The sequence below is a fragment of the Rhodanobacter sp. GW835-FHT13D09 genome (assembly GCF_058793995.1).
This window is the reverse complement of the sequence record NZ_JBXAGL010000003.1, coordinates 81689-104440: the sequence shown is the minus strand read 5'-3', so window position 1 is coordinate 104440 and position 22752 is coordinate 81689. Positions and strand designations below refer to the sequence as shown.

At 68.8% G+C, this 22752-nt stretch carries 22 protein-coding genes and 1 tRNA gene; 8 read left to right on the top strand and 15 right to left on the bottom strand.

All coding sequences use genetic code 11. The features are described from left to right. Positions 1-23 precede the first annotated feature (23 nt). The 3 genes from pilV to AC1Q5A_RS05945 form a co-directional block, all read right to left on the bottom strand. Positions 24-554, bottom strand: coding sequence for a type IV pilus modification protein PilV (gene pilV / locus AC1Q5A_RS05955; RefSeq protein ID WP_492699258.1), 531 nt, complete (start codon positions 552-554; stop codon positions 24-26). Next, the gene (locus tag AC1Q5A_RS05950) at positions 551-1126 is read right to left on the bottom strand and encodes a GspH/FimT family pseudopilin (protein ID WP_492699256.1); all 576 of its coding nucleotides are present in this window, start codon (positions 1124-1126) and stop codon (positions 551-553) included. Before AC1Q5A_RS05950 ends, pilV begins: the two co-directional genes overlap by 4 nt. A 232-nt stretch (positions 1127-1358) precedes the next feature. Beyond that, positions 1359-3200, bottom strand: coding sequence for a diguanylate cyclase (locus tag AC1Q5A_RS05945; protein WP_492699254.1), 1842 nt, complete (start codon positions 3198-3200; stop codon positions 1359-1361). A gap of 294 nt (positions 3201-3494) precedes the next feature. On the opposite strand from AC1Q5A_RS05945, the gene AC1Q5A_RS05940 reads away from it, so the two are divergent. Beyond that, positions 3495-3570 (top strand) — tRNA-Thr (locus AC1Q5A_RS05940). A 222-nt stretch (positions 3571-3792) separates the two neighbouring features. Here AC1Q5A_RS05940 and ispH read toward each other — a convergent pair. From ispH to murJ, 7 genes are all read right to left on the bottom strand, one after another. Further along, complete coding sequence (gene ispH, locus AC1Q5A_RS05935) at positions 3793-4755, bottom strand: 4-hydroxy-3-methylbut-2-enyl diphosphate reductase (RefSeq protein WP_492699252.1); 963 nt, start codon at positions 4753-4755, stop codon at positions 3793-3795. Between the two features lie 90 nt (positions 4756-4845). After that, positions 4846-5346 carry a signal peptidase II gene (gene lspA / locus AC1Q5A_RS05930; RefSeq protein ID WP_492699250.1) on the bottom strand — a complete coding sequence of 167 codons (501 nt, stop codon included), beginning with the start codon at positions 5344-5346 and terminating at the stop codon, positions 4846-4848. Positions 5347-5560: 214 nt separating this feature from the next. Further along, positions 5561-8422 carry an isoleucine--tRNA ligase gene (ileS, locus tag AC1Q5A_RS05925; protein WP_492699249.1) on the bottom strand — a complete coding sequence of 954 codons (2862 nt, stop codon included), beginning with the start codon at positions 8420-8422 and terminating at the stop codon, positions 5561-5563. A gap of 94 nt (positions 8423-8516) precedes the next feature. Then, positions 8517-8927 carry a PIN domain-containing protein gene (locus AC1Q5A_RS05920; protein WP_492699247.1) on the bottom strand — a complete coding sequence of 137 codons (411 nt, stop codon included), beginning with the start codon at positions 8925-8927 and terminating at the stop codon, positions 8517-8519. Then, positions 8917-9147: an AbrB/MazE/SpoVT family DNA-binding domain-containing protein gene (locus AC1Q5A_RS05915; RefSeq protein ID WP_027493004.1), complete on the bottom strand. Its 231-nt coding sequence runs from the start codon at positions 9145-9147 to the stop codon at positions 8917-8919. Before AC1Q5A_RS05915 ends, AC1Q5A_RS05920 begins: the two co-directional genes overlap by 11 nt. A gap of 81 nt (positions 9148-9228) precedes the next feature. Then, a complete protein-coding gene (locus AC1Q5A_RS05910) occupies positions 9229-10182 on the bottom strand; it encodes a bifunctional riboflavin kinase/FAD synthetase (RefSeq protein WP_492699244.1) in 954 nt (317 codons plus the stop codon). A 30-nt stretch (positions 10183-10212) separates the two neighbouring features. Continuing rightward, positions 10213-11823: a murein biosynthesis integral membrane protein MurJ gene (murJ, locus tag AC1Q5A_RS05905; protein ID WP_492699242.1), complete on the bottom strand. Its 1611-nt coding sequence runs from the start codon at positions 11821-11823 to the stop codon at positions 10213-10215. A 235-nt stretch (positions 11824-12058) separates the two neighbouring features. Here murJ and rpsT point away from each other — a divergent pair, with 235 nt between their 5' ends. Further along, positions 12059-12322 (top strand): 30S ribosomal protein S20, encoded by a 264-nt coding sequence (gene rpsT / locus AC1Q5A_RS05900; RefSeq protein WP_068097791.1) that lies wholly within the window; start codon positions 12059-12061, stop codon positions 12320-12322. Between the two features lie 202 nt (positions 12323-12524). Here the strand turns inward: rpsT and AC1Q5A_RS05895 are convergent, their stop codons facing one another. From AC1Q5A_RS05895 to AC1Q5A_RS05885, 3 genes are read right to left on the bottom strand one after another with little or no spacing between them, the layout of a single operon-like run. Beyond that, the gene (locus AC1Q5A_RS05895) at positions 12525-12827 is read right to left on the bottom strand and encodes a DUF6587 family protein (protein WP_492699240.1); all 303 of its coding nucleotides are present in this window, start codon (positions 12825-12827) and stop codon (positions 12525-12527) included. Next, positions 12824-14659, bottom strand: a complete 1836-nt coding sequence (gene feoB, locus AC1Q5A_RS05890; RefSeq protein ID WP_492699238.1) for a ferrous iron transporter B — start codon at positions 14657-14659, stop codon at positions 12824-12826. Before feoB ends, AC1Q5A_RS05895 begins: the two co-directional genes overlap by 4 nt. Further along, positions 14656-14901, bottom strand: a complete 246-nt coding sequence (locus AC1Q5A_RS05885) for a FeoA family protein (protein WP_492699236.1) — start codon at positions 14899-14901, stop codon at positions 14656-14658. The genes feoB and AC1Q5A_RS05885 overlap by 4 nt, the downstream gene beginning before the upstream one ends. A gap of 121 nt (positions 14902-15022) precedes the next feature. Here AC1Q5A_RS05885 and AC1Q5A_RS05880 point away from each other — a divergent pair, with 121 nt between their 5' ends. The 4 genes from AC1Q5A_RS05880 to AC1Q5A_RS05865 all read left to right on the top strand — a co-directional run bounded on the left by AC1Q5A_RS05880 (position 15023) and on the right by AC1Q5A_RS05865 (position 20351). Further along, positions 15023-15835 carry an enoyl-CoA hydratase-related protein gene (locus AC1Q5A_RS05880; RefSeq protein WP_492699234.1) on the top strand — a complete coding sequence of 271 codons (813 nt, stop codon included), beginning with the start codon at positions 15023-15025 and terminating at the stop codon, positions 15833-15835. A 172-nt stretch (positions 15836-16007) separates the two neighbouring features. Then, positions 16008-18002 (top strand): acetyl/propionyl/methylcrotonyl-CoA carboxylase subunit alpha, encoded by a 1995-nt coding sequence (locus AC1Q5A_RS05875; RefSeq protein WP_492699232.1) that lies wholly within the window; start codon positions 16008-16010, stop codon positions 18000-18002. A 66-nt stretch (positions 18003-18068) separates the two neighbouring features. Beyond that, the gene (locus AC1Q5A_RS05870) at positions 18069-18971 is read left to right on the top strand and encodes a hydroxymethylglutaryl-CoA lyase (protein WP_492699230.1); all 903 of its coding nucleotides are present in this window, start codon (positions 18069-18071) and stop codon (positions 18969-18971) included. A gap of 63 nt (positions 18972-19034) precedes the next feature. Then, positions 19035-20351, top strand: a complete 1317-nt coding sequence (locus tag AC1Q5A_RS05865; RefSeq protein WP_492699228.1) for a metal-dependent hydrolase family protein — start codon at positions 19035-19037, stop codon at positions 20349-20351. 21 nt (positions 20352-20372) lie between these two features. On the opposite strand, the gene AC1Q5A_RS05860 is transcribed toward AC1Q5A_RS05865, so the two are convergent. Next, positions 20373-20849: an NUDIX hydrolase gene (locus tag AC1Q5A_RS05860; RefSeq protein ID WP_492699226.1), complete on the bottom strand. Its 477-nt coding sequence runs from the start codon at positions 20847-20849 to the stop codon at positions 20373-20375. Positions 20850-20998: 149 nt separating this feature from the next. On the opposite strand from AC1Q5A_RS05860, the gene AC1Q5A_RS05855 reads away from it, so the two are divergent. Beyond that, positions 20999-21487, top strand: a complete 489-nt coding sequence (locus tag AC1Q5A_RS05855; RefSeq protein ID WP_492699224.1) for a GNAT family N-acetyltransferase — start codon at positions 20999-21001, stop codon at positions 21485-21487. Positions 21488-21492: 5 nt separating this feature from the next. Then, on the top strand, positions 21493-22068 hold the full coding sequence (locus tag AC1Q5A_RS05850) for a GNAT family N-acetyltransferase (protein WP_492699223.1): 576 nt from the start codon (positions 21493-21495) through the stop codon (positions 22066-22068). Positions 22069-22238: 170 nt separating this feature from the next. Here AC1Q5A_RS05850 and AC1Q5A_RS05845 read toward each other — a convergent pair whose 3' ends face one another. Next, complete coding sequence (locus tag AC1Q5A_RS05845) at positions 22239-22697, bottom strand: RcnB family protein (RefSeq protein ID WP_492699221.1); 459 nt, start codon at positions 22695-22697, stop codon at positions 22239-22241. Between the last annotated feature and the right edge of the window lie 55 nt (positions 22698-22752).

Here is a 22752-nt window from a genome sequence, read left to right as displayed (position 1 = left end):
ACGGCAGGGCATCGGACGGCCGCTCACAGCATGGCCCGGATGGCGACTTGCTGCGCGCTGGAACCGCCCGCGCCGGTCCGGCTGTCGTCGAACGTGATGGTGATGGTGCAGTCGGCGCTGGCGGTGCCGACCGCGGTGCAGGCGATGGCGCCGGTGGTGCTGGCGGTCGCACCGAGGCTCCTGTTGCCGAGCCCCACGCTGCACCACTGGCTGATCTGGACGCTGGCCAGGGTACTGCCCGGCGCGGGGCAGGCGTTGGCCGCGATCGGCGTGGTCGTGTTGTAGCCGCCGTTGCGGGCGCCACCGATGTCCGCGCGCATCGCATCCAGGATCGAGTAGCTGGCGACCGTGGCCACGCTGCGCGCCATCGCGCTGTTGTTGGTGGAAAGCGACATGGCCTGCAACGCCGCGATGCCGAGGAAGGCGATGGAAAGCACCAGCACGGCCACCAGCACCTCGATCAGGCCGACACCGGACTGGCCGGCACGCTGGCGCGCGCTCCGCTGCCCGGGCAGGCGCACGGGGCGCATGGCCGGAGTGGGGCGATTCGTCATGGGCAGGCTCCCGAGCTGGTGGCGACCACGAGAATCGATCCGGTCGTCATCGTGATCACGCGGTGGTTGTCGCTGCTCATCTGGCTGGTGCAGATGTCCGCGACCGTGCCGGTGTAGGGGCTGGTGGCGCCGACGGCCTGCCCCAGCCCCTGCCCGCCGAAACGGATCGCCACCACATCGCCCGACAGCTGCACGCTCGTGCCGATGCCGACCGTGCCAGCCAGCACCGGGTTGGCGCCGGCACCGGCCATTGCGTAGACCGCGCCGGTCTGGGTGCTGCACGCCGTACCGAGGACGTCGGCGCTGTTGACGCTGGCCGAGTTGCTGCACAGCTGCGTATTCGCATTGCGCTTGATGGCTTCCATCCGCGCCACGTTGATCGAGTTGACCACGTCGTTGGCGGCGGTGGTGAGCTTGTTGGAAAGGGTCAGCAACCTGAAGCTCGGCACGGCGATCACCAGCAGCACGATCGCGACGGCGAGTGTGATCATCAGCTCGATCAGGGTGAAACCGCGCTCGCGCCGCCGCGCCATGGCACGCCATGGCGGGACATCACCGGCAATGCCCGACATCCGCACTCCGACCAGCGAAGCGCTCCGCTGACGCGACAAGACCCGCATGGCGTTCTCCCTGATACCCCTGCGCCCACTCTGTATCGACGCGCCGGTTCCGGCCAGCCCGCAGCCGACGAGTGGTAGCAATTGCCCGACAAGCGGCCGGCAGGAGCGCCGCGAAGGTGATCGGGGTCACAGGCGGGCCGCCGGAGAACCGGCGAAGCGGCTGGCCAGGGCCATCCCCAGGTCGCTACAGCGGCGCCGCCTCGACCCGGTTCCTGCCGTTGTCCTTGGCGTGATACAGCGCCGCGTCGGCGCGCCGCACCAGCGAAGTCACTCCCGACTCGGCCGACCGCAGCTGGGCAACGCCGAGGCTGATCGAGAGCTGCAGTCCGACGCCGGCAACCGTCGGCCTCGCCGCAGCCACGGCGGCGCGCAGGCGTTCGGCCACCTGCAGGCCGCCCTCGAGGTCGGTATCAGGCAGCACGACCAGGAACTCCTCGCCGCCCAGGCGACCGAGCCGGTCGAATTGGCGCAGTGCGCCCTGGCAGGCATGGACGATCTGCTCCAGCACCTGATCGCCGATCTGATGGCCATGGCTGTCATTGACCTGCTTGAAGTGGTCGATGTCGAACATGATCACGGCCAATCCGTGATGTTTGCGGCGAGCCTTGTCGACGGCCATGTGCAGCGTATGCTCGATGTGGCGCCGGTTGGAAATGCCGGTCAGCGCATCGGTGAGTGCCAGCCGGTGCAGGCTGCGGCTCCGGCGCAATTGCCGCCGCGCCAGCCAGAACATCAACAACAGCAGCGCGCCGGCGAGCAGGATCGCCAGACTCTGCCAGCCGCGAACGCGCTCCAGTGCGGCCAGCTGCTGCTCCTTGAGCGCCTTGTCGGCGGCAAGCTTGCGGTTCTCCAGTTCGCGCCGTTCGGTATCGAACTGGTAGCTCATCAGCGTGGTGATCTGGGTTTTGGCCATGCGCGCCAGCGCGGCATCGGCCTTCATCTTGAGCTTCAGGTAAGCCAGTGCGGCCGCGGAATTGCCCAGCGCCTCCTGGTTCCTCGACCGCGCCTCGTACAGCTCGGCCAGGTAGCGCATGTTGTCGCCCTGCCTCACGTCGGTCTCGGCGATGTCGAACTCGCGCTCGGCCAGTTCGTGCTGGTCGAGGCCCGCGTGGGCCTTGGCCGACTGCAGCGCCAGCATGCCGCTGCTGGATTTGTCCGAAACGACCTGGAACTCGTTGCCGGCGAGCGCCAGCTGCTGCAGCGCCTCGGTGTACTGGTGCCGTGCATTGCTGCTCTCTGCCAATGCCAGCAGCGCGGATCCCACGCTTTGCCGCGAGCCGGTCTCGCGCGAGATCGCCAGTGCCCGCTGCAGCGGCGCCACGGCGGCCGCGGCATCGCCCCGGTCGATCGCCAGGAACCCCAGCTCCATGTCTACCGCCCTCTCTTCCTGCCGGTCCTGCTTGCGCCGCGCAAAGGCCATCGACTGCTGCAGGTAGTCGGCGGCCTTGTCGTACTCACCCAGTCGGCGATAGATGGTGGCGATGCTGATGAGGTTGGACTGGGCGGCCGTCGTATTGCCCGCGGCTTCGTAGAGGTGCTGCGCCTCCAGGAAATCAAACAGTGCTCTGGCCTGCTCGCCGAGCAGCGACAGGGCGCCGCCGCGCCAGGTCAGTCCGTCGGCGATCAGGCGGTTGTTCTCCAGATGCCGGGCAATCCGGATGCCGGCCTCGTAGGCCGGCAGCGCGTCGCGCTCCGTGGTGACCCGGCCCTGGTACCGGCCACGGCATATCTGGAAGTTGGCCTCCGCCTCCAGATCGCCCGCCTGATGGGCCTGCTCGATGCCATGGCCGGCATAGACGTAACCGCCGTCGGCGTCGTTGTCGAACGCCAGGAAGCAGTAGATGTATGCGTACCGGCGTTGCCGGTAGGCGTCATCGGGCGGCAACAGGGTACGCAGGCGCCCGAGCGTCTGGTCGATCGCGGCGCGGGTGTTGAGGATCACCTCGCCATTGTCCAGCTGCCGCATGAGCTGGTCGAACGCCGCCGTATCGCGTACCGATGCCTGCGTTGCCGATCCCGCGTGCACGCAGCACGTCGCCATCAGCAGCAACAACAAACCCGGTAAAGTTCGAAATAGTCCGGACAATACGCCCCCAAGGAAGTCGATTCAGACTCTCCCAGTCCGGACAGCGCGGGCCGTCGACTCGTTATCGGCCGCGCTTTGGAAAACCTGAGTACGCATGATCCGGCCGCCGCGACCGCGGCCCCACAGCAACCTGACGACCGGTCGGGACCACCACTCGATGGCCGCCAGACCCCGCCGGTGGCGCAATCGTCGCTTGCACCATTGCAGCGCGGCCCGTAATATTCTCGGCTCTTTGCCGGAATAGCTCAGTTGGTAGAGCGGCGCATTCGTAATGCGTAGGTCGTAGGTTCGATTCCTATTTCCGGCACCAGTCCAGGCACAACCAAGGCCCCGGGAAGCCACGCCTCCCGAGGCCTTGGTTGCATCTGATGGCATGCGGCAATGCAGGCGTCCCCCCCCCCCCCGGTTCCCGACGTCTTTCGCAGCCCTACGGCCGAAGGATGCTCCCTCGGCACGGCAACCGGCAAGTACGCCGCGCAACGAACCCGCAGCAGCGCCGTCGTTGCGCCGCCGGAGGCTCGCGATGGCGGGATTACAGGCTGGCGAAGCTGTTGCCGCCGACCAGGCGCAATTCTTTCGGCAGGGCGAAGGTAATGTCCTCCGGTTCACCGTCCAGCTCGCGCACCTCGCCGACGCCCCATGACTGCAAGCGGACGATCACGTCGCGCACCAGCTTCTCCGGGGCCGAGGCGCCGGCGGTGAGTCCGATCCGCTCGACGCCGTCAAGCCAGCTGCGCTCGATATGCTCCGCGCTGTCGATCAGGAACGAGCGCACGCCCTGCTTCTCGGCCAGCTCGCGCAGACGGTTGGAGTTGGAACTGTTGACCGAGCCGACCACCAGCATCAGGTCGACCGCCTCGGCCAGTCGGCGCACGGCATCCTGGCGGTTCTGCGTGGCGTAGCAGATGTCGTCCTTGCGCGGCCCATCGATCTCCGGGAATTTCGCGCGCAGCGCCGCGATGATCGCCTTGGTGTCGTCCACCGACAGCGTGGTCTGGGTGACGTAGGACAGCTCGTGCGGGAATTTCGGCGTCAGGGCGGCGACGTTCTCCACCGACTCCACCAGCAGGATCTCGCCGGTATTGGCCCGGTTCCACTGGCCCATGGTGCCCTCGACCTCGGGATGCCCGGCATGGCCGATCAGCACCACGCTGCGACCCACCCGACCCAGCCGCGCCACTTCCATGTGCACCTTGGTGACCAGCGGGCAGGTCGCGTCGAACACCTTCAGGTGCCGCTGCTCGGCTTCCTCGCGCACCGCCTGCGATACGCCGTGGGCGCTGAAGATCACGGTGGCGCCATCGGGCACTTCGCGCAATTCCTCCACGAACACCGCGCCGTCGGCACGCAGCTTGTCGACCACGTAGCGGTTGTGCACCACCTCGTGCCGCACGTAGATCGGCGCACCATAGGATTCCAGCGCGCGCTCGACGATGGCGATGGCGCGATCGACGCCGGCACAGAAACCGCGGGGATTGGCGAGCAGGATGTCCATGGAAAACTCGTGGCCTTGTCCCTCCCCCTGCCTGCAGGGGGGAGATGGAGGGGGCGCGCCTTCACAGGCGCGAAAGACTGCGACAGCGGATTATCGCACGCCGCCCCCGGACTTGCCGGCGAACAGGCCGAACACGATCAGCATCACGGCGCCGACGGTGATGCCGCAGTCGGCCAGGTTGAACACCGGGTAGTTCCACTGGCGGAAATGCACGTGGATGAAATCGGTGACCTGAGCCGCATGCAGGCGGTCGATCAGGTTGCCGACCGCGCCGCCCACGATCAGCGCCAGCGGCAGCGCGGTGCGCCAGTCGCGCCGCGGCGTACGCGCCAGCCATACCACCAGCACCGCGCCGATCACCAGCGCCAGCAGCACGAAGAACCAGCGCTGCCAGCCGGCGCCGTCGGCCAGGAAGCTGAATGCAGCGCCGGCATTGAACGCCAGCGTCCAGTTCAGGAAACCCGGGATCACCGGATGCGGCACGCCGGCGGGCTGCAGCACCGACAACGCCCACCACTTGCTGAGCTGGTCGAGCGCGATGACGGCGGCGGAGAGCCAGAGCCAGGAGAGTGCGTTGGGTTTCGGTGGCATGGATTCGGGGACTCGATCATGTGGCGAATATTGACTCCGCCCCCTGCATCGCAGGGGGCGGCTGGGAGGGGGTTCGCTTTTGACCCTGGGGATCAGATCAAGAGCCTACCCCTCCCCAACCCTCCCCTGCTGCGCAGGGGAGGGAGTACAGCCTGGTCGTGCGCTCCTTCCATGCTGCGCAGCAAGGGAGTGCGGCGTGGGAGCACGGTGCAGCTCAGAACCAGCGGCGGTCCTCGCCGGGACCTTCGATGTTGCCGATGCAGCGGCCGCACAGCTCGGGGTGGTCGGCGTGGCTGCCCACGTCGTCGCGGCGGTGCCAGCAGCGCACGCACTTGGCGGCGTCACTGACCGTGGCGGAGACCCATGCGTCGGCGCCTTCCAGCTCGGTCAGCACGGCGCTGTCCGGCTGGCCACCCGCCAGGTCCAGGCGCACGTCGGCGGTGATGAAGAAGAAGCGCAGCTCGCTCGCCGCCGCTGCGTAACGCGCCACGGTGGCTTCGTCGGCGTGGACCGCCAGCTTCGCCTCCAGCGCGGCGCCGATCTGTTCGGCCTTGCGCATGCCTTCGAGCACGCGCGCGGCGGTGTCGCGGATCGCCAGCAGGTCGGACCACCAGCGCCGCTGCTCCGGCGAGGCCTGGGTGGCGGCGAGACCGTCGTACCAGATCTCGAACAGCACGCTGTCGCCGCGCTCGCCCGGCAACGCCTGCCAGATCTCCTCGGCGGTGAAGCTGAGGATCGGCGCCAGCCAGCGCACCAGCGCCTCGGTGATGCGGTACATCGCGCTCTGCGCGCTGCGCCGGCCGCGACTGTCGGTCGGCATGGTGTAGAGCCGGTCCTTGGTGATGTCCAGGTACAGCGCGCCCAGTTCGTTGGTACAGAAGTTCTGGATGCGCGACACCACCTCGGGATAGTCGTAGCGCTCGTACGCGGCGGTCACCGCCTGCTGCACGTCGTACGCCTGCTGCACCGCCCACTGGTCGAGCAGCACGCTGCCTTCCACCGGCAGCAGGTGTTTCGCCGGGTCGAAGCCGTCGAGGTTGCCGAGCAGGAAGCGCGCGGTGTTGCGGATGCGGCGGTACGCATCGGAGACGCGCTTGAGGATCTCGTCGGAAACGGTCATCTCGTTGCGGTAGTCGGCCGAAGCCACCCACAGGCGCAGCACGTCGGCGCCCAGCGTGTCCATCACCTTCTGCGGCGCCACCACGTTGCCCAGTGACTTGGACATCTTGCGGCCGTTCGCGTCCACCGCGAAACCGTGGGTGAGTACCTCGTTGTACGGCGCGCGGCCGTGGATCGCCGCCGAGGTCAGCAGCGACGACTGGAACCAGCCGCGATGCTGGTCGGAGCCTTCCAGGTACATCACCTTGTAGTGCGACGCCCTGCCCTGCTGCAGTTCCGGGCGCTGGCCGATCACCGCGAAATGGGTGACGCCGGAATCGAACCAGACGTCCAGCACGTCGGTGACTTTCTCGTAGTCGCTCGCCTGGTCGCCGAGCAGTTCGGCCGCGTCCAGCGCGAACCACGCGTCGATGCCGCCCTGCTCCACTTTCTTCGCGACCTGCTCCAGCAGCGCGACGGAATCCGGGTGCGGTTCCTGCGTGGCCTTGTGCACGAACAGCGCGATCGGCACGCCCCAGGTGCGCTGGCGCGAGATGCACCAGTCCGGGCGCCCGGCGACCATGCCGGCGATGCGCTCCTCGCCCCAGCCCGGCACCCAGCGCACGCTCCTGATCGAGGTAAGTGCCGTCTCGCGCAGCTGCGCCTGCTCCATCGAGATGAACCACTGCGGGGTGGTGCGGTAGATCACCGGCGTCTTGTGCCGCCAGCAGTTCGGGTAGCTGTGCTCGATCTTCGCGAACGCCAGCAGCACACCGCGCCGGCGCAGCAGTTCGACGATCGCGTCGTTGGCCTTCCAGATGTGCATGCCGGCCAGTTCGAGGCCGTTGGCCGCCGGCGTGTCGGCGCGGTAGCTGCCGCGCGACCCGATGTAGTTGAGCAGGCCGATGCCGTACTCGCGCGCCACCACGAAATCCTCGACGCCGTGGTCGGGCGAGGTGTGCACCGCACCGGTACCGTCCTCGGCGCTGACGTGCTCGCCCAGGATCACCGGCACTTCACGCGGGTAGAACGGGTGGTGCAGCTTCAAGCCTTCCAGCGCCTTGCCCTCGGCATGACCCAGCGCTACGGCCTGGGCCAGGCCGTAGCGCTGCGCCGCCTTGTCGACCAGCGCGCTGGCGACCACCAGCAGCGTGCGCCGGCCATCGCGCGACGGGCCTTCGATCAGCGCGTATTCGAGAGCGCCGCCCAGCGACACCGCCTGGCTTTCCGGCAAGGTCCACGGCGTGGTGGTCCAGATCGGGATGGCGACGATGGCGTCGCCGGGATCCACGCCGAACTTCGCCGCCAGCGCTTTCGGCCCGACCGCGTCATACGCCACGTCGACTGCGGGCGAGATCTTGTCGCCGTATTCGATCTCCGCCTCGGCCAGCGCCGAGGCGCAGTCGAAGCACCAGTACACCGGCTTGGCGCCGCGCACCACGTGGCCGTTGGAAACGATGCGCGCCAGCGCGCGCAGCATGTCGGCCTCGTACCTGAAATCCATCGTGCGGTACGGATGCTCCCAGTCGCCGAGTACGCCGAGCCGCCTGAAGCCCGCGCGCTGGTCATCGATCTGCTGCTGGGCGTACTCGCGGCACTTCTGGCGGAACTGGGCGGCGTCGAGCTTCTCGCCCGGCTTGCCGTACTTCTTCTCCACCGCGATCTCGATCGGCAGGCCATGGCAGTCCCAGCCCGGCACGTAGGGCGCGCGCTGGCCGGCCAGCAGCTTGGACTTGACCACCATGTCCTTGAGGATCTTGTTGACGGCGTGGCCGATGTGGATCGATCCGTTCGCGTACGGCGGACCGTCGTGCAGCACGAACACGCTGTCGCGGTGCGCGGTCTTCCGCTGGATCTGCGCATAGCGGCCGGCCTGCTCCCACTTCGCCAGCCAGCCCGGCTCGCGCTTCGGCAAATCGCCGCGCATCGGGAAATCCGTCTGCGGCAGGTTGATCGTGCTCTTGTAATCGTGGGTCATGGGCGTGGAAATCTTCGGACGTTACGTGGGCGGCAGCGCCGGCCGGACAGGCCGTGCAGTGCGAATTGGCGGGAAGGCCCTGCAAAATAGCCGATCAGGACGGTCGAATGAACGGATTGCATACGCGCAATTGCCGATCGATCAGCAATCCGTGCTGCATGTCCTCGGAATAAAGCCGGTTGCAGCCGGCCAGCAGCGCCGACGAGGCAATCATCGCGTCGTACACCGACAAGCCGTACCGCTCCGCCAGCCGCCGCCCGGTGTCATGGGTCTCGGCGGTCAATGACTCCACCGGGCAGACGGCGCGCAACCCGGCGAGCACTTCGGCGGTCTCGCTCCAGCTCATGCCCAGTTTGCGCCGGGCGACGCTGGTCACTTCGTTCAACACCTGCACGCTGACCACGCCACCAGCCGCGATCACGGCCTCGGCGCGATCGGCCTTGCCGGCGTCCGCCGACAACAGGTACAGCACGATATTGCTGTCGATGAACGCCTTAGCGCTCATGCGCGCCATCACGCTCGAACACGAAACCTGCGGGAAGCCGTCCGCGGAACTTGCGCAACCGCTGCAGCAGTTCCTGCCGGCCGGGCTCCTTTTTCACCTCGAACACGCGCGCGCCGGCAACGCGAACCTCGATGTCGTCGCCATCGCGCAGTTGCAGCGCATCGACCACCGCGGCGGGCAGGCGAATCGCCAGACTGTTGCCCCACTTCGAAACCTGCATGGCGCGTCTCCGCATGGATATACAAAAATCCATGTATATCCTAGAAGCCGGCCTGCCTGAAGTCAACGCGAAAAACGGGCTTCACGCCTCGACCAGGCGCGGGTTCATGCCCAGCAGCTCGCGCGCCTGGCGCGAGTCCAGCGCCATCTGCGCCTTCAGCGGTTCCAGCCCGTCGAACTTCTGCTCGTCGCGCAGCTTGGCGACGAACTGCACCGCCATGCGCTGGCCGTACAGATCGCCGTCGAAGTCGAACAGGTGCACTTCCAGCAGCGGCTCGGCGACCTCGTTCACGGTGGGGCGCACGCCGAGGCTGGCCACGCCCGGCCAGCTGCACTCGCCCTCGCCCAGCCCCACGCGCACCGCGAAGATGCCCTGGATCGGGCTGACCCGCTGCTGCAGGTGGATGTTCGCGGTGGGATAGCCCAGTGTGCGTCCGAGCTGGTTGCCGTACTCCACCCTGCCGTCGATCACGAACGGCCGGCCCAGCAACGGCTCGGCCCCGGCGAACTCGCCGGCCGCCAGCAAGGCGCGCACCCGGCTCGCCGAGACGCGGGCGCCGTCGAGCTGCACCGCCGGCATGGTGCAGGCCCGGAAGCCGAGTTCGACGCCCATCCGTTCCAGCAGCGCCACGTCGCCCACGCGCCTGTGGCCAAAGCGGAAATCGCCGCCCACCCAGACCTCGCGCGCGGCGAGCCGCTGGACCAGCACCCGCCGCACGAAATCCTCGGCCGGCATCGCGGTCAGCGTGCGGTTAAAGCGCAGCAACAGGGTGCGCTCCATGTCAGCGGCGGCGAAGCCGCGCAGTTTCTCGCGCACGCTGGACAGCCGCGGCACCGGCTCCGGCGAGAAGAACGCCCGCGGCAGCGGCTCGAAGCTCACCACCACCGGGCTGCAGCCGAGCGCCTGCGCGCGCTCGCGCACCTGCGCCAGCAACGCCTGGTGGCCGCGGTGCAGGCCGTCGAACGCACCGACCGCGACCACGCTGCCGCGCGGCGCCAGGCAGGGGCCTGCGAGATCCCGGGAAAGTCTCATCATCGCGTGAGTATAACGGCGAGGCGAAAGGGTTCACGCACCGCGCAGGTCGCGCAGGCGGAAGCCCCCGGCAAACAGCATGGCCACGTAACTGGCACCGCCGGCCAGCACCAGCACGGCCAGATGCCACAGCCGGGTCAGCACCGGCACGCCGTGGACCCAGTCCGGCCACAGCCAGCGGCCCAGCAACAGCACCGCCACCATCACCACGCAGGCCGCTGCCAGCCGCAGCAGGTGCCGCGCCCAGCCCGGCTGGCGCCGATACACGCCGGCCTTCCTCAGCCAGTGCCACAACAGCCCCAGGTTCACATAGGCGGCCACCGCGCTGGCCAGGCCCAGCGCCATGTGCAGGCCCGGCAAGCGTGCCAGGCCGTCCAGCCAGGGCAACTGCTTCAGTTCGTGCGGCGCCCACAGTTCGAACAGCAGCGCCAGGAACACCACGTTCAACAGCATATTGCTGAGCAGCGAAGCCACCGCCGCACGCACCGGGGTACGCGTGTCCTGGCGCGCATAGAACGCCGGCAGCAGCACCTTCACCAGCGCGAACGCGGGCAACCCGAAACTCAGCGCGGTGATCGACAGCGTCGCCATGTGCGTGTCGCGCGCGCTCCAGTGGCCGTGCTGGAACAGCGTGGCGACCAGCGGCCCGGCCAGCAGCATCAGCGCGAACATCGCCGGCACCGCGATCAGCAGGGTGACGCGCAGGCCCCAGTCCAGCGCGCGCGAGAAGCCGGCCGTGTCGGTACTGACATGATGGCGCGACAGCGACGGCAGGATCACCGTACCCAGCGCCACGCCGAACACGCCCAGCGGCAGTTCCAGGAAACGGTCCGCCTGCGACAGCCAGCTCTGCGAGCCGACCACCAGCAGCGAGGCGATCACCGTGTCGAACAGCAGGTTGATCTGCGCCACGGAAGAGCCGAACAGGGTCGGCACCATCAGCCGCATGATCTTCCGCACCTCCGGGTGGCTCCAGCCCCAGCGCGGCAGGGTCAGCAGGTCCAGCCCGCGCAATGCCGGCAGCTGGAACAGCAACTGCAGGACGCCGGCCGCCAGGATCGCCCAGCCCATCGCCATGATCGGCGTCTGCAGCCGCTTCGACAGCCACAGCGCGCCGGCGATCATGCACAGGTTGAGGATCACCGGGGTCAGCGCCGGCAGCCCGAAGCGGTGGAAACTGTTCAGCGCGCCGCCGGACAATGCGGTCAGCGACACGAACAGCAGGAACGGGAAGGTCAGCCGCAGCAGCTCGACGGTCAGCTCGAACTTGCGCGGCTCGTCGATCGCGCCGGGCGAGAACAGCACGGTCACCTGCGGCGCGAAGATGATGCCCAGCGCGGTGATCAGCAGCAGCACGCCGCCCAGGGTGCCCGATACCCGCGCCACCAGCTCCTTCAGCTGCGCGTGCGTGCCCTTTTCCTTCACTTCCGTGAAAACCGGCACGAAGGCAGTCGAGAACGAGCCCTCGGCGAACAGCCGGCGCATGAAGTTGGGAATGCGAAACGCCACCCAGAACGCATCGGTGGCGCCGTTGGCGCCGAACGCGGCGTTGATCGACATGTCGCGCACCAGGCCGAGCACCCGCGAAACCATCGTCATGCTGCTGAACGAGAGCAGTCCGCGGAGCATGCTGGGGGACTTCATGGGGCTGTCTTCAACCTTTGCGGACCGGGCGCACGGGGCGCGTAGTGTGACAGCCGCGACCGGCAGGATGACAGCCCGTCCTGTGGCAAAATGCCGGCAGCGCGGGCCGCCGGGCCGGACGATACCCGTCCGTGGGCCTTGCCTGCCCGTCTAAATGATTGACGCGCAGGCGAATCGACCGCATAATTGCCGTCTTTTTCCACCCAACCGCAACACTGCATCCCGGAGTTCTACCTTGGCCAACATCAAGTCCGCGAAGAAGCGCGCGCGCCAGTCCGAACAGCGCCGTCTGCGCAACATCAGCGCCCGCTCCATGGTCCGCACCGCCCTGAAGAAGGTCGTCAAGGCCATCGAGGCCAAGGACAAGGCCGGCGCCGTCGCCGCTTTCACCGCCGCCCAGCCGGTGATGGATCGTTACGCCGCCCGCGGCCTGATCCACAAGAACAAGGCCGCCCGCCACAAGAGCCGCCTCAACGCGAAGATCCGCGAACTGGCGTAAGCCGGAGCGCGACCCGCGTGGCACGCAAAAAGCCGGCGCAAGCCGGCTTTTTCATGCCCGGGTTTTGCCCCTCCCCTGCTTGTCCCAAAGGGACTTCCTTCGGTCGCAGGGGAGGGTTGGGGTGGGGTCGCTCTTCGCCGCAGATCAAAAGCACCCCCCCAGCCTCCCCCTGCAAGCAGGGGGAGGAGCCAAAACGGAACCCTCATCGCCGCGGACGGAATTCCAGCGGCATCGGCTCGCCGGGCCGCGCCGCGGCCGGCGGCTTGGGGCCGCAGGCGCCGCAGGTGCTGCAGCCGTCGGCGCAATTGCCGGTGGCTTCCCGCGGCTGCAGGAAGCGACCCAACGCGCGGGCCGCGCGCGAACGGCCGGACCGCCCCAGGCGGATCGACGACGCCGCCAGCCAGCGGTTGGTGAGCTTCGGCGCCAGCTTGCGCAGCACGATCAGCACGCTGGCCAGCACCACCAGCCCGACCACCACGTACTGCGCCAGCAGGCCGGTGCTCACGTCAGCACCCTGGCCACCTGGTACACCAGGAACGACGCGGCGTAGGCCATCACGAACATGTAGCCGAACGAAATCGCCACATTGCGCCAGGAATCGGTCTCACGCTTGATGATCGCCAGCGTGGACATGCACTGCGGCGCGTACGCGAACCACACCAGCAGCGACAGCGCACTGGCCAGCGGGATCTGCCCCGCCAGTGCCTGCCCCAGCCCCGCGCCCTCGCCGCCCACCAGGTAGACGGTGGCCAGCGCCGCCACCGCGGTCTCGCGTGCGGCAAACGCCGGGATCAACGCCAGGCTGACCTGCCAGTTGAAACCGATCGGCGCGAACACGTACTGCAGGCCACGACCGATGTAGCCGGCGAAGCTGTAGTCGATCGCCGGCAGGGTTGCGCCTTCCGGCGCGCCCGGGAAGGTGGAGAGGAACCACATCAGCACGGTCAGGCCGAGGATCACCCCGGTCAGCCGCTTCAGGAAGATCATGCCGCGCTCGTACAGCCCGATCGCCACGTCGCGCGCCTTCGGCAGGCGGTACGAAGGCAGCTCCATCAGCAGCGCGTGCTCGCTCTTGTCGCGGCGCAGGTGCTTCATCACCCAGCCCACCAGCATCGCGCCGAGGATGCCGGCCAGGTACAGCGCGAACAGCACCACGCCCTGCAGGTTGAATACGCCGAACACGTAGCGGACCGGAATGAACGCGCCGATCAGCAGCGCGTACACCGGCAGCCGCGCCGAGCAGGTCATCAGCGGCGCGATCAGGATGGTGGTGATGCGGTCGCGCGGGTCCTGGATGCTGCGCGTGCCCATGATGCCGGGGATAGCGCAGGCGAAGCTGGACAGGAGCGGGATGAACGAGCGCCCGGTCAGCCCCACCGACAGCATCAGGCGGTCGAGCAGGAAAGCCGCGCGCGGCAGGTAGCCGGATTCCTCCAGCGTGAGGATGAAGAAGAACAGCACCAGGATCACCGGCAGGAAGCCCAGCACGGTACCGATGCCGCCGAACAGGCCGTCGACCACCAGGCTGCGCAGCGGGCCGTCCGGCATCAGCGCGGCGACGTGCTCGCCCATCCAGCCGAAGCCGTCGCCGATCAGGTCGCTCATCGGCTTGCCGGCCGCATAGACCGCCTGGAACACCAGGAACATCACTACCGCCAGGATGGCGAGGCCGAACACCGGATGCAGGGTCCAGCGGTCGAGTGCGTCGTCGAGCTCGGCGGTGACCCGCGGCATGCGCACGGTCGCCGCCAGCAGCTCGCGCACCTGCGCGTGCAGATCGGCGCGGCTGGCCGCGTCGTCCGCCTGCAGCGGCGCCGCCGGCGGCACCTCACCGTCGACCCGCTCGATCAGCGCCCGCGCGCCGCCGCGCCTCACCGCCACCGTCTCCACCACCGGCAGGTCCAGCCGCCGCTGCAGTTCCGGCACGTCGATCGCGATGCCGCGCGAGCGCGCGGTGTCCATCATGTTCAACGCCAGCACCACCGGACGGCCCAGCCGCTTCACCTCCAGCACGAAGCGCAGGTGCAGGCGCAGGTTGGTGGCGTCGGCCACGCAGACGATCAGGTCCGGCGGCGTTTCGCCCGGGTAGTTGCCGGCGCAGACGTCGCGGGTGATCTGCTCGTCCGGGCTGTTGGCATCGAAGCTGTAGGCGCCGGGCAGGTCGAGGATCTGCAGCACGCGACCGGACGGCGCGGTGAAGCGGCCCTCCTTGCGCTCCACCGTGACGCCGGCGTAGTTCGCCACCTTCTGGCGGCCACCGGTGAGCAGGTTGAACAGCGCCGTCTTGCCGCAGTTCGGGTTGCCGACCAGGGCAATGCGCAGGGTCGACGCGCTCATGCCGCCACACCGGTGCGCACGCTGACCCGGTCCGCCTCGGCGCGACGCAAGGCGAACCGGGTGAAGCCGATCTGGATCAGCAGCGGATCGCCGCCCATCGGCCCCACCGCCACCACGCGCACCGGCTCGCCGTCGACGAAGCCCAGGTCGCGCAGGCGTTGCGCGATCGGATCGGACGTATGCGCGTCGTCCACGCGGTCGACCACGGCGGGAGCACCCTTGGGCAAATCGGACAGACGCACGGGCTGGATTCTCAAATAAGAATAATTCGCATTGTAGACCCTGGCCCGTCCCGCTGCACCACGCCGATTGCCGCACCCCGGCTGCGTTTATCATCGCGTTATTTGCAACCCGGGATCCGCGATGATCGACTCCATCCTCAGCGAACGCCGCGACTCGGCCGCCTGGCTCACCCTGAACCGCCCGCAGATCCACAACGCGTTCGACGACGCGCTGATCGCCGCGCTCACCGAGGCGCTGCTGCAGGCCGATGCCGATCCCGCCGTGCGCGCGGTGGTGCTCTCCGGCAACGGCAGCTGCTTCTCCGCCGGCGCCGACCTCCACTGGATGCGCGGCATGGCCGCCGCCAGCGAGCAGGAGAACCGCGAGGACTCGCTGCGCCTGGCTCGGCTGATGCGCACCCTGCAGTTCCTGTCCAAGCCCACCGTCGCGCGCGTCAACGGCGCCGCCTACGGCGGCGGCGTGGGCCTGGTCGCCTGCTGCGACATCGCGATTGGCGTGGACAGCGCCAAGTTCGCGCTGTCGGAAGTGAAGCTGGGCCTGGTGCCTGCGGTGATCTCGCCCTACGTGGTCGCCGCGATCGGCCTGCGCGAGGCGCGCCGGCTGTTCGTCACCGGCGAGGTGTTCGACGCCTTTGATGCGCAGCGCATCGGCCTGCTGCACGCGGTGGTGGCGGGCACCGGGCTGGACGAGGCGATCGAACGCCAGCTGTACCTGCTGGCCAAGGCCGGGCCGCTGGCCCAGCGCGAGGCGAAGCAGCTGGCGCTGCGCATCGGCGGTGCCGACCCGGCGCAGGCCGAGCGCATCGATGCCGCCAATGCCGAGCTGATCGCCCGCCTGCGCGTGTCGCCGGAGGGCCAGCACGGGCTGGGCGCCTTCCTCGACAAACGCGCGCCGGCATGGGTCGCTGCCACGCAGCAGGAAAACGGGGCATGACCGCTCCGGTAGGGCGGGCACTGCCCGCCACTCGGCGCCTCGAAGTACAAAACACAGAGCCGGCGGGCAGTGCCCGCCCTACGACGGCGAATCGGCATCGGCGTCGGCAGACATTCCGCAATCTGCTAACTTCAACGACTTTGTTTCGTCCCAAACGGTTCCAGGGATTCGCATGTTCGAGCGCGTACTGATTGCCAACCGCGGCGAGATCGCCTGCCGCGTGATCCGCACCTGCCGCCGGCTCGGCATCCACACCATCGCGGTGTATTCGGAAGCCGACCGCGACGCGCAGCACGTGCGGCTGGCCGACGAGGCGTGGCCGATCGGCGGCCCGCTGCCGGCCGAGTCCTACCTGCGGATCGACGCGATCCTCGAAGCCGCGAAGAACAGCGGCGCCCAGGCTATCCACCCCGGCTACGGTTTCCTGTCCGAGAACACCGCCTTCTCGCGCGCCTGCCAGGACGCCGGCATCGTGTTCATCGGACCCGACCCGCAGAGCATCGAGGCGATGGGCTCCAAGGCCGCCGCCAAGCACCTGATGGCGAAGCACGCCGTGCCGCTGGTGCCCGGCTACGACGGCGACGAGCAGGACAATGCGTACCTTGCCGAACAGGCGCACGCCATCGGCTACCCGCTGATCATCAAGCCCTCGGCCGGCGGCGGCGGCAAAGGCATGCAGATCGTGCGCTCGGACGCGGAGTTCCCCGAGGCGCTGGAAACCGCGCAGCGCGTGGCCAAGGCCGCGTTCGGCGACGCCAGCATGCTGCTGGAGCGCTACATCGAGCAGCCGCGGCACATCGAGTTCCAGGTGTTCGGCGACCGCCACAGCCACGTGATCCACCTCAACGAGCGCGAATGCTCGGCCCAGCGCCGCTACCAGAAGGTGCTGGAGGAAACCCCCTCGCTCTTCCTCGACGCCGCGCGCCGCCAGGCGATGGGCGAAGCCGCGGTGGCCGCCGCGAAAGCGGTCGACTACGTGGGCGCCGGGACGGTGGAGTTCATCGTGGCGCAGGACGGCGAGTTCTTCTTCATGGAAATGAACACGCGCCTGCAGGTCGAGCACCCGGTCACCGAACTGACCCTGGGCCTGGACCTGGTCGAATGGCAACTGCGCGTGGCCGCGGGCGAACCGCTGCCGTTGACGCAGGACCAGGTGCACGCCCGCGGCCACGCGATCGAGGTGCGTCTGTACGCGGAAGATCCCGACCAGAACTTCCTGCCCGGCTCCGGCAAGCTGCAGACGCTGCGCCTGCCCGCGCCGTCGGCCCATGTGCGCCTCGACGGCGGCGTGATCGAAGGCGACACGGTGACGATCTTCTACGACCCGATGATCGCCAAGCTGATCGTGTTCGACCAGGACCGTCCGCAGGCCCTGCAGCGGCTGCGCGAGGCGCTGGCCGCGTGCGAGATCGTCGGCCCGAAATCGAACATCGGCTTCCTCGAACGGCTGGCGCGGCACCCGGCGGTGATCGAAGGGCGCATCGACACCGGTTATCTGGATCGCCACCTCGACGAATTCCTGGTCGGCGACGCGGCGCCAAGCGATGGCGTGCTGTTCGCCGCTGCCACCGCCGCGCTGCTGCATGACGAACGGCATGTCGGGGCCGCCGCGAGCGATCCGCACTCGCCCTGGGCGCGCGCCGACGCCTGGCGCATCGGCCATGCCGGCAAACGCATCGTGGCACTGACCTCTCGCGAACGGCGTTTCGAGATCGAGGCCCACGGCCACGACGGCAACTATCAACTGCGCCACGCCGAAGCGGGCTGCGAGGTGCGCGGCGGGCGCCTGCAAGACGACAGCCTCAGCGCCCGCTTCAACGGTGAATCGCACCGCGTGCCGCTGCGCAGCGACGCCGCCCGCGTGCTGCTGCACGACGCCAACGGCCAGCGCTACAGTTTCAGCCGCGCCGCGGCGTTCGCGTGGGAATCGAAGGACGCGACCGGCGGCAACCAGGTGATCGCGCCGATGCCCGGCCGCATCGTGCTGGTGAAGGCGAAGGCCGGCGACGCGGTCGAACAGGGCCAGGAACTGCTGGTGATGGAGGCGATGAAGATGGAGTTGGCCTTGAAGGCGCCGCGCGCCGGCACCATCGAGAGCGTGAACGCCACGCAAGGTGAGTTCGTCGAAGCCGATGCCGTGCTGGTGCGCTTCGCCCCGGCTTCGTAGGGCGGGCACTGCCCGCCCTACGCCACGCCGGCGAGTGGCAACATTACTTCCTACCGGAGCTTCCTCATGACTCCATCCAACCACGTCCGCATCGTCGAGGTCGGCGCCCGCGACGGCCTGCAGAACGAGAAGACCCTGCTGCCGGCCGAGGTGAAGATCGCGTTGATCGACCGGCTCTCCGCCACCGGCCTGCAGACGATCGAGGCGACCAGCTTCGTCAGCCCGAAGTGGGTACCGCAGCTGGCCGACGCGGCCGAGGTGTTTCGCGGCATCCGCAAGGTGCCGGGCGTGCGCTACCCGGTACTGGTACCCAACCTGCAGGGCTACCAGCGCGCGCGCGAAGCCGGCGCCACGGACGTCGCGGTGTTCACCGCCGCGTCGGAAGCGTTCAACCGCAGGAACATCAACGCCTCGATCGACGAGTCGATCGAGCGCTTCGTCCCGGTGATGGAACAGGCCCAGGCCGACGAGGTGACGGTGCGCGGCTACGTCTCCACCGTGCTCGGCTGCCCTTACCAGGGCGAGGTGCCGGTGGCCGACGTGGTACGCGTGGCGCGGCGCATGTACGAGCTGGGCTGCGACGAAATCTCGCTGGGCGACACCATCGGCGTGGGCACTCCGGCCAGGGCGCGCGCGATGCTGCATGCGGTGGCGCAGGAGGTGCCGATCGACGCGCTCGCCGTGCATTTCCACGACACCTACGGCCAGGCGCTGGCGAACATCCTCGCCTGCCTGGAGGAAGGCGTGCGCGTGGTCGACAGCGCAGTCTCCGGCACCGGCGGCTGCCCCTACGCGAAGGGCGCCACCGGCAACGTGGCCAGCGAGGACGTGGTCTACATGCTGCACGGCCTGGGGCTGGAAACCGGCATCGACCTCGACCTGCTGGTCGCCACCGGCGCCTGGCTGGCCGCGCAGCTGCACAAGGAAACCGCCAGCCGGGTCACCCGCGCGCGCACCGCCGTCGGCTGAGTCGCCGCGGTCCCTGCGTGACTCGTTATGATCGAAACCTCGATCGGCGAGGGGAAGGAAACGATGCGCGCAAGCCCGATGGTCCAGCGAACGACGGCACTCCTGCTGCTCCTGCTGTGCGCCGTGCTCGCGCCCGTGGCGGCGACCGGCAGCGCATCCAAGGGCGACTGGCTGCTGCTGCCCGAACGGGTGTGGACCGCCGACGGCGACGCCGCGCACACCGGCTGGGCGGTGCTGGTACACGACGGCACGATCGCCGCGGTTGGCCCGCGCGAGAGCATCCAGGCCCCTGCCGGCGCCCAGCGCATCGAACTGCCCGGCGCCACGCTCACTCCCGGCCTGATCGACCTGCACTCGCACCTGTTCCTGCATCCGTACAACGAGACGCTGTGGAACGACCAGGTGCTCACCGAGCCGCAGGACTACCGCACGCTCGAAGCCGCCAGACACGCGCGCGACACCCTGCTCGCCGGCTTCACCACTTTGCGCGACCTCGGCACCGAGGGCGCCGGCTACGCCGACGTGTCGATCAAGCGCGCGATCGAGGAAGGGCTGATTCCCGGCCCGCGCGTGTTCGTCGCCACCCGCGCCATCGTCGCCACCGCCAGCTATGGGCCGGGACCGCGCGGCTTCCGTCCCGACCTGGACCTGCCGCAGGGCGCCCAGCCGGTGACCGGCGTGGATGCTGCCGTGGCGGCTGTGCGCGAGCAGGCCGCGCGCGGCGCGGACTGGATCAAGCTGTACGCCGACTACCGTGTGGGCGAACACGGCCAGACCATGCCCACGCTGTCCCCGGCCGAGATCAGAGCGATTGTGGAGGCGGCCCACCAGATCGGCCGTCCGGTCGCCGCGCATGCGGCCAGCGAGGCCGGCGTGCGCAACGCGGCGGAGGCGGGCGTGGACACCATCGAACACGGCTATGGCGCCAGCGAGGCCACCTTCCGCCTGCTGAAGCAGAAGGGTATCGCCTACGAGCCCACGCTCACCGCGGTGGAAGCCACCTCCGAGTATTTCCAGCACTACGTGCCCGGGCAGTCGGCGCCCACGCCAGCCATGCAGGAAGCGGCCCGCGCGTTCCGCACCGCGCTGAAGCTGGGCGTCACCATCGGCAACGGCAGCGACGTGGGCGTGTTCGCGCACGGCGAGAACTGGCGCGAACCGGCCGCGATGGTCGCCGATGGCATGACGCCGGCGCAGGCGCTGCACGCCGCCACCGACGTGGCGGCGAAGATCCTGCGCCAGCCGCAGCGCCTCGGCCGCATCGCACCGGGCCTGGCCGCCGACCTCGCCGCCTTTGCGGGCGATCCCGCCATGCACATCGACGCCCTGCACCACCCGGTGTTCGTAATGAAGGATGGCAGCGTCTACCGCCGCCCCTAACCCAAGCGCGGCGCGTACCGCTCAGTCCAGCGCGATACGCAGGAACGGCGACGGCTCGCGCTCCACGAATTCACGGCGCACATGCGCGAGCAGGTCGCGCTGGCTGCCGAACGGCAGCAGCCCGGACGCCTCGTCGAGCGTCGCCCAGCGGAACGCGGAGTGCTCGCCATTCAAACGCACCGCGATGTCGTCGGCCACACGCGCCACGAAGGCGGGCACCAATTCGATGCCGTCGTCCTGCGCGGCATAGAACTGTTCGCAGAAACTGGTCGCGTGCAGCGTCACGGGCAGCAGGCCGGTTTCTTCGCGCAACTCGCGCAGCGCAGCCTGCCAGCCGGTTTCGCCGGCCTCGACATGGCCGGCGACATAGCTCCACACACCGTGCAGGTAGGCACCAGCACGGCGCACCAGCAGCATCCGGGTATCGTTGCCCGTACCACGCAGCACCAACGCAGATACCATGCGGCAACGCAGCGGCAGGCCCGGTGCGTAGCTCATGGCGACGCCAGCTGCTGGCGTTTTTCCAGCACGAACATGCGCAGGCAACGCGGCGCAGGGCTTATGGCATCGTAGATCAGCACGGCACGACTCCCAGGCGGCACCAGCTCGGGCACACTACACCCTCTCCTTTCCCCGCACTCGCTTCCATGACCAACGACTACCTGATCCGCCCGATCGAGCCTTCCGACAACGCGGCCATGGCCGCGATCATCCGCGCCGTGATGCCCGAGTTCGGCGCCGACGGCCCCGGCTTCGCGATCCACGACGCCGAGGTGGACACCATGTACCAGGTCTATGCGCAACCGCGCTGCAGCTATTTCGTGGTCGAGCGCGACGGCGCCGTGCTCGGCGGCGGTGGCGTGGCGCCGCTGGCCGGCGGCGAGCAGGACGTGTGCGAGCTGCGCAAGATGTACTTCCTGCCCGCCGCGCGCGGCATCGGCGCCGGCCGCGCGATGATGCAACGCTGCCTCGACGCGGCGCGCGCCCACGGCTTCCGCCGCTGCTACCTGGAAACGCTGACCGGCATGGACGCGGCCCAGGCGTTGTACAAGCGCAGCGGTTTCGCACCGATCTGCACGCCGATGGGCGGCACCGGCCACCACGGCTGCGACCGCTGGTTCATCCGCGAACTGTGACCACCATGACCGCCATCCGCATCGCCCGCGACGAAGACGCCGCCGCCATCCACGCGATCTACGCGCCATCGGTCCTCGACGGCGTGGCTACCTTCGAAACCGGGTTGCCCGGCGTGGAGGCCATGCGCGAGCGCCTGCGTGCCCGCCTGCAACACTACCCGTGGCTGGTGTGGGAAGAAGCCGGTGAGGTGCTGGCGTATGCGTACGCCGGGCGCTTCCGCGAGCGTGCCGCCTACGACTGGATCGCGGAGACCTCGATCTACGTGCGCGTTGACGCGCACCGACGCGGCATCGCGCGCCGGCTGTACGGCGGGCTGCTCGACGTAATGCGGCTGCAGGGCATTACCCAGGCGGTCGGCGTGATCACCCTGCCCGGTACCGTCAGCGTGGCGATGCACGAGGCGATGGGTTTCACCCCGGCGGGAGTGTGGCGCCAGTGCGGTTACAAGCTGGCGCAGTGGTGGGACGTGGGCGTCTGGCAGAAGGAGCTGCAGGTCGCCGCGAATCCACCCGCAGCCATCACCCCGTTTCCCCAGCTGCCGCCCGCGCAGCTGCAATCACTGCTGGAACGCCAGCACTGAATTCCCAACGCACGTAGGGCGGGCACGGCCCGCCGCTCTTCCTCACGACGCCGAAGAGCCAGAGCCGGCGGGCGGTGCCCGCCCTGCGACTGGTGTCCGCCCTGCGCAAGGAGCCCCATGAAAAACGGCGCGCCCGCGATGCGGACGCGCCGTCATGCCTGCAAGCCGACTTAGTGGCTGAGCAGCAGGTCGACGATCACGCCGGTGGCGATCGCCACCAGCAGGTAGTCGCCGTTGTCGCTGCGCACCCAACGATAGCCGCGCGGCGGTTCGCGCAGGTCAGCGTCGCGCCAGTCGTACACCACGTAGCGGGTGCTGCGGTATTCCACCGGCAGGTAGCCGCCGCGCTTGTACCAGCCCTCGTGGCGGCCGCGGTCGTGCCAGTTCTTGTAGTGGCCGTAGGCGTGGCCATGGCCGTGACCCGGTCCCTGGTCGCCGTCATCATCGTAGCGCACGTAACGACCGCCATCCTCGTCGTAGCCGCGACCGCGATCACCGTCATCCTGCTCATATCCGTCATTGCCGTGACCATGGCCACGACCGTGGCCGTGACCCTGCGCCAGCACGGAGCCGCTGGCCAGCATCAGCATCGCACCGCACACGACGGACAGACCAAGCAGCTTCTTCATGTGTCGATCTCCACTTCATATGGGCCATGGGGCCGCCCGCATCGTACCGGCAATC